The organism is Polaribacter sp. SA4-10 (assembly GCF_002163835.1).
Lineage (GTDB): Bacteria > Bacteroidota > Bacteroidia > Flavobacteriales > Flavobacteriaceae > Polaribacter.
Genome location: NZ_CP019331.1, coordinates 1,967,733 through 1,980,612 on the forward strand (window position 1 = coordinate 1,967,733; position 12,880 = coordinate 1,980,612).

The window sequence follows — 12,880 nt, forward strand, 5'->3', positions numbered from 1 at the left end:
CTATTACGTTAATATTTTGTTACAGTTATTGCCAAAAAAACCTGAATTTAAAAATTCAGGTTCTTTTGTTTTTAAGACTTCTCTACGCTGTTTTAAATACTATATAGTATTTTTAAGAGCGAGGTGTAAAAACAATTTGAGACTGTTATTTATATACTTCTTTAACGAAATCTTCGTAAGAAACTTCTTTTGTTTTAAAATTCATGTTCTCTTTGTAAAAAGCCAATAATTTCTGACTGATTAATTGAGATTGTAATTTTTGAGCTTCTTCTTGGTTTTGTAAAATTTTACCAGCAATTTCATCCAATTCTTTTTCTTCTGGATTCATGTTACCAAATTGAGCCATTTGCGTACGGATAAATCCTTTTGCATAGTCTATCAATTCTTTATAATCTAATTTGATATCATTATCCTTCATAATCTTTCCTTCGATTAATTGATAACGCAATCCTTTTTCAGATTTAGTATACTCAGCAGCAGCATCTTCTGCAGACAATTCTTTTTCTCCTGCAGTTGCTAACCATTTTTGTAAAAATTCTGATGGTAAATCAAACTTTGTATTTTCAACTAAATACTCAGTTATCGCATTTAATAATTGCTGATCTCCTTGTTGTTGAAATTGCTTTTCTGCATCTTCCTTAATTTTTACTCTTAATTCAGTTGTTGAATTTACACTTCCGTCAGAAAATAATTTATCAAATAACTCTTTGTCTAAATCTGCTGGTGCTGTTTTTGTAATTTCTTCTACTGTAAAAGAAACTGTAATATCTAAATCATGAATTACATCATGAGAAACACCTAAAATAGTTTCTAATTTATGGTCATCTTCAAATAATTGCTTTGTCTCTAATTCAATTACATCACCTACTTTAGCGCCAATTAATTTCGTTTCATTTTTCTTCACTTTTAAATCTTTAACTAAAAAAGTAGATTTTTTGTTGATTTCTTTCTCTTCATTTACAAAAGTACCTGTTACATTACAATGCGCTGTAGCTTCATCTAAAGAACTCATTTTTCCGTAACGAGATTGAATATTTTTAACTTCTTCGTCAATTAAATCTTCTGTAGCAACAATAGTATATTCTGTTACTTTCTTTTTAGATTTTAAATCAACATCAAATTCTGGAGCTAAACCTAATTCAAATTCAAAAGAAAATGTTTCTGCATCCCAATTAAAATTTTCTTTAACTCTTGGTATTGGATTTCCTAAAATATCTAATTTTTCTTCCGCTAAATATTTATTTAAAGAATCTTGTAAAAGCTTATTAACCTCATCTATCATTATAGATTTACCATATTGCTTTTTTATCATTCCCATAGGCACTTGCCCTTTTCTAAAACCAGGGATATCTGCTTTTTTACGGTAATCTGTTAACAATTCTGTTACTTTTGCTTGATAGTCTTCTGCAACAATTTCTACCTTTACAACTGCGTTTAACGCATCTATGTTTTCTTTTGTAATATTCATTTCTTTGTATTCTTTAGTTCTTAAAAAATCGACTGCAAAATTAATCATTATTAATTAACCTTACAAAGGTTTAAACACTTCTATTTCAGTATTTTCTTTTAATTATTTATAGATTTCTTGTTTTCTTTTAGCAATGAAAATAATGCCGATCTAAAAATTGACAATAACACACTAAACAATAACGCTGTAAAAAAGCCTGAAACCGCAAAACCATCTACTAATCTATCTGCCAACAAGATAATAACTGCATTAATTACAAAGAGAAATAAACCTAAAGTAACTATGGTAGCTGGTAATGTAAAGAAGATTAACAACGGGCGAACAAACATATTTAGCAAAGAAATTACTACTGCAACAATTATTGCAGTTACATAACCTGTTACTGTTATTCCTGGTAAAATAGTAGCTAAAACAACTACTGCTAAAGCAGTTAATAAAATTTTTAAAAAAGTTTTCATGTCTTTAGTTTTAATATCCTATTTTAAATGCGAAAACTATACCAAATTAAAAAACTGCCAAAAGAGCAGTTTTTTAAAGTAATTTAATAGTTAGAATAGTACTACTTTCGTCAAATAATTTTACACTTATAGTACCCATTATGATAGATTTATCTCATACTGAGAATCAAATTAACTGTGTTACAAATTTCCAAGATCTAGTTACCACGCCTTTTCATGAAGAAATGAATGCAATTTGCTGGAAACGTAATCTAATTGGTGATTTTTCTGAGATTATTAAAAAAGTAGAAGTAAACGGAAATATAGCAACACTTGATCAAGAGCAACTTATTGAACTTCAATTAAGTGAACAAGGCCAACTTGCTCGTAAAATTCTTTTAAATGATTTAAATGTATTGAAGTCTCATGGAGCAGATCCAACACTTAATGTTATCAAAAACTATGAGAGAGATGATGTCTTTCCATTTTTTCCAACAGACGTTTATTCTTTTCATGTAGATCGCTCTACAATACCTGTTGACACATTTTTATGCACTTATTATGGCGAATCGAGTGATATATTACCAAACTCACAAGCCACACAAAAAATACTTGTACCAGAAATTCGTGATGAACTCAAAAAACTATATCAAGGATCTGAAGAAGGTTTTGAGTCCTTTTTAACCGAATATTTTTTTGACCTACATTATCTTGCTAAACCAAAGGCAAACCCTATCAACTTAGGTGTTGGTCACTTATGGAAATTAGCAACGGATTATCCTAAAAGTAAAGTTCTTCCTTGTATTCATCGTGCTCCAAATGAAAAAATTGGACAAAACAGGTTGTTGTTGATTTGTTAAAATCAAAATTATCAATAACTAACTATAGAGATCAATAATAATTTAAAATGGTTTTGTAGAAACTCGTTCAGTAAAAATGCAAAAAAAATACACCTATTTATTTTGAAGCTCTGTAGCTTTACGCTCTAGTTCTGCTTGAAATTCTTCCATTACAGGTTTTACGGTGCTTTCTGGAATGTCTGCAACTTTAATATACATTAAACCATCTACCGCATTGTTAAATTTTGGATCTACATTAAAAGCGACCAAACGTGCATTTTGCTTTACGTATTTTTTAATTAAAACCGGAATTCTTAATGCTCCTGGCTCAATTTCATCAATAATTTTATCAAACTTTTGCATGTCTGCTTTAGTGGCATCAAATACAAAATCTTTATCAGCATCTTTTAATTTTACCTTGTATTCTTTCTTCGGATGAATATATTGCGCAATATATGGATCGTAATAATGAGATTTCATAAACTCAATCATTAGCGATTTCGAAAAATCAGAAAATTGATTACTAATACTAACTCCGCCCATTAAATATTTATACTCAGGGTAACGTAAAGTAACGTGTACAATTCCTTTCCAAAGTAAGAACAATGGCATTGGTTTCTGTTGGTATTCTTTAATAATGAAAGCTCTACCCATTTCTATGGTGTTTTCCATCATTTGATGCAATTCTGGCTCAATTCTAAAAAGTGTTTGAACGTAAAAACCGTTTATTCCATACTTTTTAAAAATCTCTTTTCCAAGCCCCATTCTATAAGATCCAGCTAAACATTTTGCTTCTCTGTCCCACAAAAATAGATGATAATAATAGGTATCATATATATCTAAATCTATAGCTTTATTAGTTCCTTCACCAACATCTCTAAAAGTAATTTCTCTTAGCCTACCTATTTCATGTAATAAATTAGGAATTTCTGTTGCTTTGGCAAAAAACACTTCATAATTTTTACTTTCTAAAAGCCTTCCACCTCTTTCTCTTAGAGCATCTACTTCTTTAATAAATGAAGAAACACTTTTTTGTAACGTAATTTTTTTTGCAGGTTTTTTAGGGATTTTCAAATTCTGAGTTGACAATAATTTATGTTCCTTTTCAAAAGGATTTGCCAACATATAGGTTTTCTTTCTTATAAATTTATAAAAAGCAGGAATCTCTCTGTATTCATCTTGATCTTTTACAGAAATAGGTTTTCCTATTCTAACTCTTATAACTCTATTTTTTTGAGAGATTACTTCTGATGGTAATTTTGCCGTTCTTAAGGTGTCAGAAATTTTAGACAACACATAAAAAAGTCTACTATTTTTTGCGTGAAAATAAATAGGAATTACAGGTACGTTTGCTTTTTTAATTAAACGCACAGCTCCTTCTTCCCAAGGTTTATCTATATTTAGCTTACCGTCTTTATACGTAGAAACTTCTCCTGCAGGAAAAATACCCAAAGGTTTCCCTTCTCTTAAATGAAGAAGTGCACTTTTTATTCCTGAAACACTAGATTTTGCATCCTTTCTTGTTTCAAAAGGATTGACAGGCATTACATATGGCTTAAGTGGCTCTATTCTGTGTAATAAAAAGTTGGCAATTATTTTATAATCGGATCTTTTTTCTATCAAAAGTTTTAATAGTAAAACACCGTCTATTCCTCCTAAAGGATGATTAGAAACAGTTATAAAAGGACCTTCTTTTGGAATTCTTTTTAAATCTTCTTCAGGAATTTCAAATTCTATCTTACAGTCTGATAAAACACCATTTAAAAACTCTAACTCTTTCTTATCTTTATTATTATTGTAGATTTTATTTATTGAAGAGATACGTAAAACCCTCATCAACAGAAACCCTACAAAAGTTCCAAAAAAACCAAATTTTTCTAAACCAATTACTTGTGCAATCTCTTTAGAAGTAACTAATGACATATTTTATGATTAGACGTAAAAGCAAAATTACTAAAAAAATATATACAGAAATTTTTTAATTTGCTTTTAAAACAATTTGAGCAGTTTCTTTATTTATTTGCGTTAAAAGCGCTTTTCCTTTTTCTGTTATAGAAGTAATCGTTTGGTCATTAAAATGACGAATTGTATACAAATCTACTCCTTTTTGAAAATCTATTTTAAACTGCGTTTTTAAATCCTCAAAAAAGGCATCAAACTTATTAAATTTGTTGTCTATACAAACAGAAAAACTAATAGCAGAATTCTGAATTAAATTTACCTTTAACTGATAATCATGTAGTTTCTGAAAAATATAACTGATATTATTTTCTACCATAAAAGAAAAATCTAAGGCAGAAATAGATATTAAAACCTGATCCTTTTTAACAATAAAACAAGGTATAAAAGGCACTAATCTTATTCCTTTAGAAACTCTTGTTCCTGCTTCTTTTGAGTTTATAAAAGAACGCACATATAATGGAATTTCTTTTCTTTCTAATGGCTGTAATGTTTTTGGATGAATTACAGAAGCTCCGTAAAAAGCCATTTCAATGGCTTCTTCATAAGATATTTGTTCTAATAAAGTTGTATCCGAAAAAACTCTTGGATCTGCATTTAAAACACCTTCTACATCTTTCCAAATAGTTACACTTTCTGCATCTAAACAATATGCAAAAATACCTGCCGTATAATCTGAACCTTCTCTTCCTAAAGTTGTGGTATTTTCTGTATCATTAGCGGCAATAAAACCTTGCGTTATATTTAGTTTTTGTCTGTCTAATTTATTGGTAATAATATCTTGAGTTAATTCCCAATTTACTTTTGCATCTCTATAGTTACTATCTGTTTTAACATAATTTCTTACATCAAACCAATTGTTTTCTATACCTATTTTAGAAAGATAAGCACTTACAATTCTAGTAGACAACAACTCTCCAAAACAAATAATTTGATCATAAACATAATTATATCTCTGAGAGCTATTTCTTGCCAAAAACCAACCAAGTTCTCCTAAAAGGATTTCAACTTCTTTATAAACTGAATCGTTTTTATCAAACAATTCACCCATAATATTTTTATGATATTCTTCTATAAAAGTTAATTTCGGGCTTAATTGATCACTTTTATTATAATATGCATTAATTACATCTTCAAAAGCATTTGTCATTTTTCCCATTGCAGAAATAACAACTAATGTTTCTTCTGTTCCTTCACTTTGCAAAACATTTGCAACATTTTTTATTTCATTAGCATCTTTTACAGAGGCTCCTCCAAATTTAAAAATTCTCATTTCTAATTATTTTCTACAAATTTTGCTAAATTCTCTTTGTTCATTTGAACCACAGACCAATCATTTAAATAGGTTGCTCCTGTACTTTTATAAAAGTCAATTGCATTGGTGTTCCAATCTATTACTTCCCAAGCAACTCTATTGAAATTATTATCATACGCATACTTTAAAACAGCAGAGTACAACGCTTTACCTGCCCCAATTTTCTGTTTCTTTTTTGTTACTATTAAATCTTCTAAATGAATAGACCTTCCTTTCCAAGTTGAATATCTTTCGTAAAACAAAGCAATTCCAATAATTATGTTTTCTTGTTCTGCTACAAAAATTTTAAATTTTGGATTTTCAGAAAACCCATCATTTATCAAATCATTTACAGTAATATTAACTGCATCTGGTTCTTTTTCAAAAACGGCTAATTCAGTAATTAAATCTAATACTGATTGCATATCTTTTTCTACTGCATTTCTAACTGTAAAGCTCATATTTTTTATAATTGATGGTAAAGATAATTTATTTGAAAACAACTAAAAATAATTAAACGTTTTGTACAGGTATCTCATTTTTGTTTAATTTTTTGATAAATAATAACGAAAACGTTGTAGTAAATTAAAAAAGTTCAGATATTTGTCACAGACAAAACACAACAAATGGCTAACAAAAATCAAACTTTAGGAGAATTTATTATTGACAATCAGCACGCTTTTAAATACAGTTCCGGAGAACTTTCTAGTCTTTTGAACTCTATTAGATTAGCCGCAAAAGTAGTAAATCATGAAGTAAACAAAGCTGGTTTGATTGATATTACTGGTGCTGCTGGTGATACAAACATTCAAGGTGAAGACCAACAAAAATTGGATGTTTATGCAAATGAAAAATTTATTCAAACGCTAACAAAAAGAAATATTGTTTGTGGTATTGCAAGTGAAGAGGAAGATAGTTTTATTTCTATTAATAGTATCGACGAAAATCACCAAAATAAATATGTAGTTCTTATCGATCCTTTAGATGGCTCTTCTAATATTGATGTAAATGTCTCTGTAGGAACAATTTTTTCTATCTATAGAAGAATTACACCTGTAGGAACTCCTGTGCAATTAGAAGACTTCTTACAAAAAGGAATCGAACAAGTAGCTGCTGGTTATGTTGTTTATGGAACTTCTACAATGTTGGTTTATACAACAGGAGATGGCGTAAATGGTTTTACTTTAAACCCCGCAATTGGTACCTTTTATTTATCACACCCAAATATGACTTTCCCTGAAGACGGAAATATGTACTCAGTAAATGAAGGAAATTATTTAGATTTCCCTTTAGGAGTGAAAAAATATATAAAATATTGTCAGGAAGAGGAAGGAGAAAGACCTTATACAAGTAGATATATTGGTTCTTTGGTTTCCGACTTTCATAGAAATATGATAAAAGGAGGAATTTATTTATACCCTAAAGGTTCTAGAAATCCTAATGGTAAATTGCGTTTATTATATGAATGTAATCCTATCGCTTTTATTGCAGAACAAGCAAATGGTAAATCTTCTGATGGTTACACAAGAACTATGGAAGTAGCACCTACAGAATTACACCAAAGAGTTCCATTTATTTGCGGAAGTAAAAACATGGTTAATAAGTTAGAAGAATTTATGCAAATTCATGGAGAATAAATCTTCTTTATAGCACAATAAATTATCAAAACGTAAACCTCTTGTAAAACCGTCTATTTATAGTTAATTTTACAATTGTAAAAATGGTACTAACTTTTAAATAAAATAAAAAATGGCTTTTAAATTACCAGAATTAGACTATGCATATGATGCATTAGAACCAAATATTGATGCTAGAACTATGGAAATTCACCACAGTAAACATCATCAAGGATATACAACAAAATTAAACGGAGCAATTGCAGGAACTGATTTAGAAGGAAAATCTATAGAAGATATTCTAACTAATTTAGATATGAGTAATGGCGCTGTAAGAAATAATGGTGGTGGTTTTTACAATCATTCATTATTCTGGACAGTAATGAACCCTGAAGATAAAGGATACTTATCTGGCGAACTAAAAGATGCTATTGAAGCTGCTTTTGGTTCTAAAGAAGCGTTTATGGAAGCTTTTTCTAATGCTGCTGCAACACAATTTGGTTCTGGTTGGGCTTGGTTATGTGTGCATAAAGGCGGTAAAGTAGAAGTTTGTTCTACGCCAAACCAAGACAATCCATTAATGCCAGGTGTTACTTGTAGCGGAACTCCTATTTTAGGTTTAGATGTTTGGGAACATGCATATTACTTAAACTACCAAAACAGAAGACCAGATTATATTAATGCATTTTTTAATGTAATTAACTGGAACGAAGTTGAACGCAGATATGCTGAAGCTAAATAATAGCACAACTTTTTTTTAGCAACTCACTCATACAATAAACAAGTAAAAGGTGAGTTTTTAAAACTCTTATACAATAAAAAAGCATCCTAAATTTAGGATGCTTTTTACTTTATATATAACTCTTATTGGTATTAATAAGCTCTTTTATCATTTCCTTCATAGAAATTAATAAATGCTTCATTTACTACTCTATGACCTCCAGGTGTAGGGTAATCTCCAGTAAAATACCAGTCTCCTAAATTATCTGGACATGCTATATGCAAGTTTTCTACAGATTGGTAGATAACTTCTACTTCCGCTTTTATATCTTTAGTTCTTAACATTTCAGCAATTTTTGCAGAAACTTCTTCTCTAGTAAAAGGAGCATAAATTTCTTTTACAAAATTTATAATTTCTACATCGCTTTTAGATTGTTGTGCTTTACTTTTCTTGTAAACGTCATCAATTATATGTTTTTGATTTGTATCTTTTAATAATTCAATTGCCGCTTTAAAAGCAATAAAATCATTAATTCTTGCCATATCAATTCCATAACAATCTGGATAACGAATTTGAGGAGCAGAAGAAACTACAACAATTTTCTTTGGATTTAATCTATCTAGAATCTTTATAATACTTTTCTTCAAAGTTGTTCCACGAACAATACTATCATCTATTATAACAAGATTATCTGTAGGTTTTACAACGCCATAAGTAATATCGTAAACATGCTCTACCAAATCATCTCTACTGCTATCATCTGCAATAAAAGTTCTTAGTTTTGCATCTTTAATTGCAATTTTCTCAAAACGTGCTCTTTCAGACAAAATTTCAGTTACTCTTTTAGCTGACAGCTTTGTGCCTCCTGCTAATATTTTAGCGGTTTTCTGTTGATTTAATAAATCCTCAGCAGCTTCAGTCATCCCATAAAAAGAAGTTTCTGCTGTGTTTGGAATAAATGAAAAAACAGTATTCGAGATATCACTATCTATAGATTTTAAAATTTGAGGAAACACTAGTTTTCCTAAATGTTTTCGCTCTTTATAAATACCTGCATCACTTCCTCTAGAAAAATAGATACGTTCAAAAGAACAGGCCTTATTCTCTCTTGGCTCCAATACTTCTTTAATGGAAGTCTTTCCACTTTTTTTAATAATTAATGCGTGTCCTCTTTTTAATTCTTGAACTTTATCAATGGTAACATTAAAAACAGTCTGAATTACAGGTCTTTCTGAAGCAACAACTACAACCTCATCATCTTCATAAAAAAATGTTGGTCTAATTCCATTTGGATCTCTTAAAACAAAAGCATCTCCATGACCTACTAAACCTGCCATTGCATAGCCTCCATCCCAATTTTTAGAAGATCTTTTTAATACTTTTTTTATACTAAGGTTTTCCTCTATAAATGGTGAAGCATCTTTTTTACTAAATCCTTTTTCTTTTGCTTTTATATACAATTTAGATACTTCATCTTCTAAAAAGTGACCAATTTTTTCCATTACAGTTACAGTATCTGTAAACTCTTTTGGGTGCTGACCTAACTCAACTAATTCTTCTAACATTTGTTTAGAATTTGTCATGTTAAAATTACCAGCAACAATTAGATTTTTGTGTTTCCAGTTACTTTGACGTAAAAATGGATGTACACTTTCTATACTGTTTTTACCAAAAGTACCATATCTAACATGACCTAAAAATAAGTTTCCAACATAAGGCATATTCTCTTCTTGCCAAGCAACATCATCTTTCCTATCAGGATTTTCTTCTAAAACACCGTTTAATCTTTCATTAATTTGAGCAAAAATATCTTGAATTGGTTGTGATTTATTAGAACGAACTCTACTAATATATCTTGTTCCTGGTTCAACATTAAATTTTACACTTGCAAAACCTGCACCATCTTGACCACGATTGTGCTGTTTCTCCATTAATAAATACATTTTATTAATTCCGTAAAAAGCAGAACCGTATTTATCTTTGTAAAACTGTAAAGGTTTTTTTAATCGAACAAGTGCAATTCCACATTCATGTTTAATAGCATCACTCATTTTATTGTTAGTTGTTTTTGTTGTTAGTGTGTCGTTTTGTTGTAAAAAAAAATCCGCAGCAAAAACCGCGGATTAAAATTAAGATATTTTTATATCAAATTGTGTTAATTCTCTAAAAGCTTGCAAACGAGATTTAACATCTTCTTCTGTAAGCACTTGCATGCGTTCTGTTCCAAATTTCTCAACGCAAAACGAAGCTAAATTAGAACCATAAATAACAGCATTTTTCATGTTTTCAAAAGAAACATCTTCTGTACTCGCTAAATACCCACAGAAACCTCCTGCAAATGTATCTCCTGCTCCTGTTGGGTCAAAAACTTCTGCTAATGGCAAAGCGGGTGCATAAAACATATTTCCTTCATTAAATAATAAAGCGCCATGTTCTCCTTTTTTGATTACCACATATTTTGGCCCCATTTCATGAATTTTCTTTGCGGCATTTACCAAAGAATATTCTCCAGATAATTGACGCGCTTCTTCATCATTAATGGTAATAACGTCTACTCTTTTTAAAACAGTATGTAAATCTTCTAAAGCAATATCCATCCAAAAATTCATAGTATCTAAAACTACTAATTTTGGTCTTTCTCTCATTTGATCTAATACAGATGCTTGCGTTAATGGGTGTAAATTACCTAACATTACAATTGCTGCATCTTTAAAACCGTCAGGCACAACGGGTGTAAATGTCTCTAATACATTTAACTCTGTAATTAAAGTATCTCGTGAATTCATATCATTATGATATTTACCACTCCAGAAAAATGTTTTTCCTTCTTTTACAATTTCAATTCCATCAGTACTTATTCCTTTAGAATTCATCATTTCTAAATATGAAGAAGGAAAATCTCCTCCAACTACAGAAACAACGCCTGTTTTTACACCAAATTGTGATGCTGCTAATCCTACGTAGGTTCCAGAACCACCTAAGATTTTATCTGTTTTTCCAAACGGAGTTTCTATGGCGTCAAAAGCGACTGTTCCTACTGCTAATAATTTGCTCATTTCTTGTTTTTTTACCGTAATTTTGCTGTTTACAAAAACCGGCATTTTCGCTGCAAAAATAAGTTTAAAAAATGAGTATCAAAGAAATACAAGAAGAAATTATTGAGGAGTTTTCTATGTTTGATGATTGGATGGAACGTTATGAATACATGATAGAACTTGGAAAATCGTTACCTATTATTAAGGCAGAGCATAAATTAGATGAAAATTTAATTAAAGGCTGCCAATCTAAAGTATGGTTGTTTTCTGAGTTAGAAAACAATATCATAAAATATTCTGCAGATAGTGATGCTATTATAACAAAAGGAATTGTGGCATTATTATTGCGCGTATTCTCTAATCAAAAACCAATAGATATTTTAGCTGCAGAGACAAAATTTATTGATGAAATAGGTTTAAAAGAACATTTATCTCCAACAAGAGCTAATGGTCTAGTTTCTATGATAAAACAAATAAAATTGTATGCAATTGCACAACAAACTAAATTAAGTAATTAATTAAAAGTAATGACAGAAATCGAATTAGAAGAAATAGGAGATAAAATTGTAAATGTGTTAAAAACTATTTACGATCCAGAAATCCCAGTAGATATTTACGAGTTAGGTTTAATTTATGATGTTTTTGTTTCGGAAGAAAACACTGCAAAAATATTAATGACACTTACATCTCCGAATTGCCCAGTTGCAGAAAGTTTACCTCTAGATATTGAAGAAAAAGTAAAATCTTTAAAAGAAATTAATAGCTGTGAAGTAGAAATCACTTTCGACCCTACTTGGTCGCAAGAAATGATGAGTGAAGAAGCTAAGTTAGAGTTAGGTATGCTTTAAGTTCAGTTAGCAGTTAGCAGTTAGCAGTTAGCAGTTAGCAGTTAGCAGTTAGCAGTTAGCAGTTAGCAGTTAGCAAAAATGAAAAATTTTGAAATGAATATTTAGAATATGGCAGAAGAAATTGTAAACAGAATTACAAATAGCAAATTAAAAACTTTTGATCTTGAAGAAATTTACCCTGAAGGAGAAAGAGTTTTATTTGACATCAAAGATTGGCTTTTTGAAGAAATTATCCTAAAAGAAAAAGATTTTAGAGATTCTGTAAAAAACCACGATTGGTCTCAATACAAAAACACTTTTGTAGCTATTAATTGCTCTGTAGATGCAATTATTCCTTCTTGGGCTTTTATGTTAGTTGCTGCCGAGTTAATTCCGTTTGCAAATAAAGTTGTTATTGGAAACTTAGAGTTATTAGAAACTGTTTTGTATCAAGAATTAATAGGTTTTTTAGATTTTAAAGACTTTGAAAATTCACCAGTAATAATAAAAGGTTGTGCAGAAAAGCCAATTCCAAATTCTGCTTTTGCTTTTTTAATTGAAAAAATACAGCCAATTGCCAAATCTATTATGTTTGGTGAAGCATGCTCTACCGTACCCTTATATAAGGCAAAAAAATAATTTTTATTTTTTTTATGCACATCTATTTTTGCACTTAGTAATTCA

13 protein-coding genes are annotated in these 12,880 nt (G+C 29.8%); 6 read left to right on the forward strand and 7 right to left on the reverse strand.

Annotated elements, in window-relative coordinates; all coding sequences use genetic code 11:
* Nucleotides 1–145: 145 nt before the first annotated feature.
* Both tig and BTO04_RS08465 read right to left on the reverse strand, forming a co-directional pair.
* Nucleotides 146–1,468, reverse strand: a complete 1,323-nt coding sequence (gene tig / locus BTO04_RS08460; protein WP_087565367.1) for a trigger factor — start codon at nucleotides 1,466–1,468, stop codon at nucleotides 146–148.
* A gap of 98 nt (nucleotides 1,469–1,566) precedes the next feature.
* Entirely contained in the window at nucleotides 1,567–1,926 is a 360-nt protein-coding gene (locus tag BTO04_RS08465; protein ID WP_087564085.1) for a phage holin family protein, read from the reverse strand.
* 140 nt (nucleotides 1,927–2,066) lie between these two features.
* On the opposite strand from BTO04_RS08465, the gene BTO04_RS08470 reads away from it, so the two are divergent.
* Nucleotides 2,067–2,765, forward strand: coding sequence for a hypothetical protein (locus tag BTO04_RS08470; protein WP_087564086.1), 699 nt, complete (start codon nucleotides 2,067–2,069; stop codon nucleotides 2,763–2,765).
* A gap of 93 nt (nucleotides 2,766–2,858) precedes the next feature.
* Here the strand turns inward: BTO04_RS08470 and BTO04_RS08475 are convergent, their stop codons facing one another.
* Genes BTO04_RS08475 through BTO04_RS08485 form a run of 3 tightly spaced genes read right to left on the reverse strand, consistent with a single transcriptional unit; the run spans nucleotide 2,859 to nucleotide 6,458 of the window.
* Complete coding sequence (locus BTO04_RS08475) at nucleotides 2,859–4,667, reverse strand: lysophospholipid acyltransferase family protein (RefSeq protein ID WP_087564087.1); 1,809 nt, start codon at nucleotides 4,665–4,667, stop codon at nucleotides 2,859–2,861.
* 55 nt (nucleotides 4,668–4,722) lie between these two features.
* On the reverse strand, nucleotides 4,723–5,976 hold the full coding sequence (locus BTO04_RS08480; RefSeq protein WP_087564088.1) for an aspartate kinase: 1,254 nt from the start codon (nucleotides 5,974–5,976) through the stop codon (nucleotides 4,723–4,725).
* A gap of 2 nt (nucleotides 5,977–5,978) precedes the next feature.
* The gene (locus tag BTO04_RS08485; RefSeq protein WP_087564089.1) at nucleotides 5,979–6,458 is read right to left on the reverse strand and encodes a GNAT family N-acetyltransferase; all 480 of its coding nucleotides are present in this window, start codon (nucleotides 6,456–6,458) and stop codon (nucleotides 5,979–5,981) included.
* 165 nt (nucleotides 6,459–6,623) lie between these two features.
* Here BTO04_RS08485 and fbp point away from each other — a divergent pair, with 165 nt between their 5' ends.
* Together fbp and BTO04_RS08495 are read left to right on the forward strand one after the other, a co-directional pair.
* Complete coding sequence (gene fbp / locus BTO04_RS08490; RefSeq protein ID WP_087564090.1) at nucleotides 6,624–7,634, forward strand: class 1 fructose-bisphosphatase; 1,011 nt, start codon at nucleotides 6,624–6,626, stop codon at nucleotides 7,632–7,634.
* Nucleotides 7,635–7,746: 112 nt separating this feature from the next.
* A complete protein-coding gene (locus tag BTO04_RS08495) occupies nucleotides 7,747–8,355 on the forward strand; it encodes a superoxide dismutase (protein ID WP_087564091.1) in 609 nt (202 codons plus the stop codon).
* Between the two features lie 131 nt (nucleotides 8,356–8,486).
* Here BTO04_RS08495 and BTO04_RS08500 read toward each other — a convergent pair whose 3' ends face one another.
* Both BTO04_RS08500 and BTO04_RS08505 read right to left on the reverse strand, forming a co-directional pair.
* A complete protein-coding gene (locus BTO04_RS08500; protein WP_087564092.1) occupies nucleotides 8,487–10,385 on the reverse strand; it encodes an amidophosphoribosyltransferase in 1,899 nt (632 codons plus the stop codon).
* Between the two features lie 78 nt (nucleotides 10,386–10,463).
* Nucleotides 10,464–11,390 (reverse strand): PfkB family carbohydrate kinase, encoded by a 927-nt coding sequence (locus BTO04_RS08505; protein WP_087565368.1) that lies wholly within the window; start codon nucleotides 11,388–11,390, stop codon nucleotides 10,464–10,466.
* A 71-nt stretch (nucleotides 11,391–11,461) separates the two neighbouring features.
* On the opposite strand from BTO04_RS08505, the gene BTO04_RS08510 reads away from it, so the two are divergent.
* The 3 genes from BTO04_RS08510 to BTO04_RS08520 all read left to right on the forward strand — a co-directional run bounded on the left by BTO04_RS08510 (nucleotide 11,462) and on the right by BTO04_RS08520 (nucleotide 12,835).
* Complete coding sequence (locus tag BTO04_RS08510) at nucleotides 11,462–11,887, forward strand: SufE family protein (protein WP_087564093.1); 426 nt, start codon at nucleotides 11,462–11,464, stop codon at nucleotides 11,885–11,887.
* A 9-nt stretch (nucleotides 11,888–11,896) separates the two neighbouring features.
* Nucleotides 11,897–12,217 carry a DUF59 domain-containing protein gene (locus tag BTO04_RS08515; RefSeq protein ID WP_087564094.1) on the forward strand — a complete coding sequence of 107 codons (321 nt, stop codon included), beginning with the start codon at nucleotides 11,897–11,899 and terminating at the stop codon, nucleotides 12,215–12,217.
* 108 nt (nucleotides 12,218–12,325) lie between these two features.
* Nucleotides 12,326–12,835: a DUF2480 family protein gene (locus tag BTO04_RS08520; RefSeq protein ID WP_087564095.1), complete on the forward strand. Its 510-nt coding sequence runs from the start codon at nucleotides 12,326–12,328 to the stop codon at nucleotides 12,833–12,835.
* The last annotated feature ends 45 nt before the right edge of the window (nucleotides 12,836–12,880 follow it).

What these genes read in the sequence shown, in the direction of transcription:
- tig (WP_087565367.1), bottom strand. Translation starts at nt 1,468, where the DNA reads ATGAATATTACAAAAGAAAACATAGATGCGTTAAACGCAGTTGTAAAG.
- BTO04_RS08465 (WP_087564085.1), bottom strand. Translation starts at nt 1,926, where the DNA reads ATGAAAACTTTTTTAAAAATTTTATTAACTGCTTTAGCAGTAGTTGTT.
- BTO04_RS08470 (WP_087564086.1), top strand. Translation starts at nt 2,067, where the DNA reads ATGATAGATTTATCTCATACTGAGAATCAAATTAACTGTGTTACAAAT.
- BTO04_RS08475 (WP_087564087.1), bottom strand. Translation starts at nt 4,667, where the DNA reads ATGTCATTAGTTACTTCTAAAGAGATTGCACAAGTAATTGGTTTAGAA.
- BTO04_RS08480 (WP_087564088.1), bottom strand. Translation starts at nt 5,976, where the DNA reads ATGAGAATTTTTAAATTTGGAGGAGCCTCTGTAAAAGATGCTAATGAA.
- BTO04_RS08485 (WP_087564089.1), bottom strand. Translation starts at nt 6,458, where the DNA reads ATGAGCTTTACAGTTAGAAATGCAGTAGAAAAAGATATGCAATCAGTA.
- fbp (WP_087564090.1), top strand. Translation starts at nt 6,624, where the DNA reads ATGGCTAACAAAAATCAAACTTTAGGAGAATTTATTATTGACAATCAG.
- BTO04_RS08495 (WP_087564091.1), top strand. Translation starts at nt 7,747, where the DNA reads ATGGCTTTTAAATTACCAGAATTAGACTATGCATATGATGCATTAGAA.
- BTO04_RS08500 (WP_087564092.1), bottom strand. Translation starts at nt 10,385, where the DNA reads ATGAGTGATGCTATTAAACATGAATGTGGAATTGCACTTGTTCGATTA.
- BTO04_RS08505 (WP_087565368.1), bottom strand. Translation starts at nt 11,390, where the DNA reads ATGAGCAAATTATTAGCAGTAGGAACAGTCGCTTTTGACGCCATAGAA.
- BTO04_RS08510 (WP_087564093.1), top strand. Translation starts at nt 11,462, where the DNA reads ATGAGTATCAAAGAAATACAAGAAGAAATTATTGAGGAGTTTTCTATG.
- BTO04_RS08515 (WP_087564094.1), top strand. Translation starts at nt 11,897, where the DNA reads ATGACAGAAATCGAATTAGAAGAAATAGGAGATAAAATTGTAAATGTG.
- BTO04_RS08520 (WP_087564095.1), top strand. Translation starts at nt 12,326, where the DNA reads ATGGCAGAAGAAATTGTAAACAGAATTACAAATAGCAAATTAAAAACT.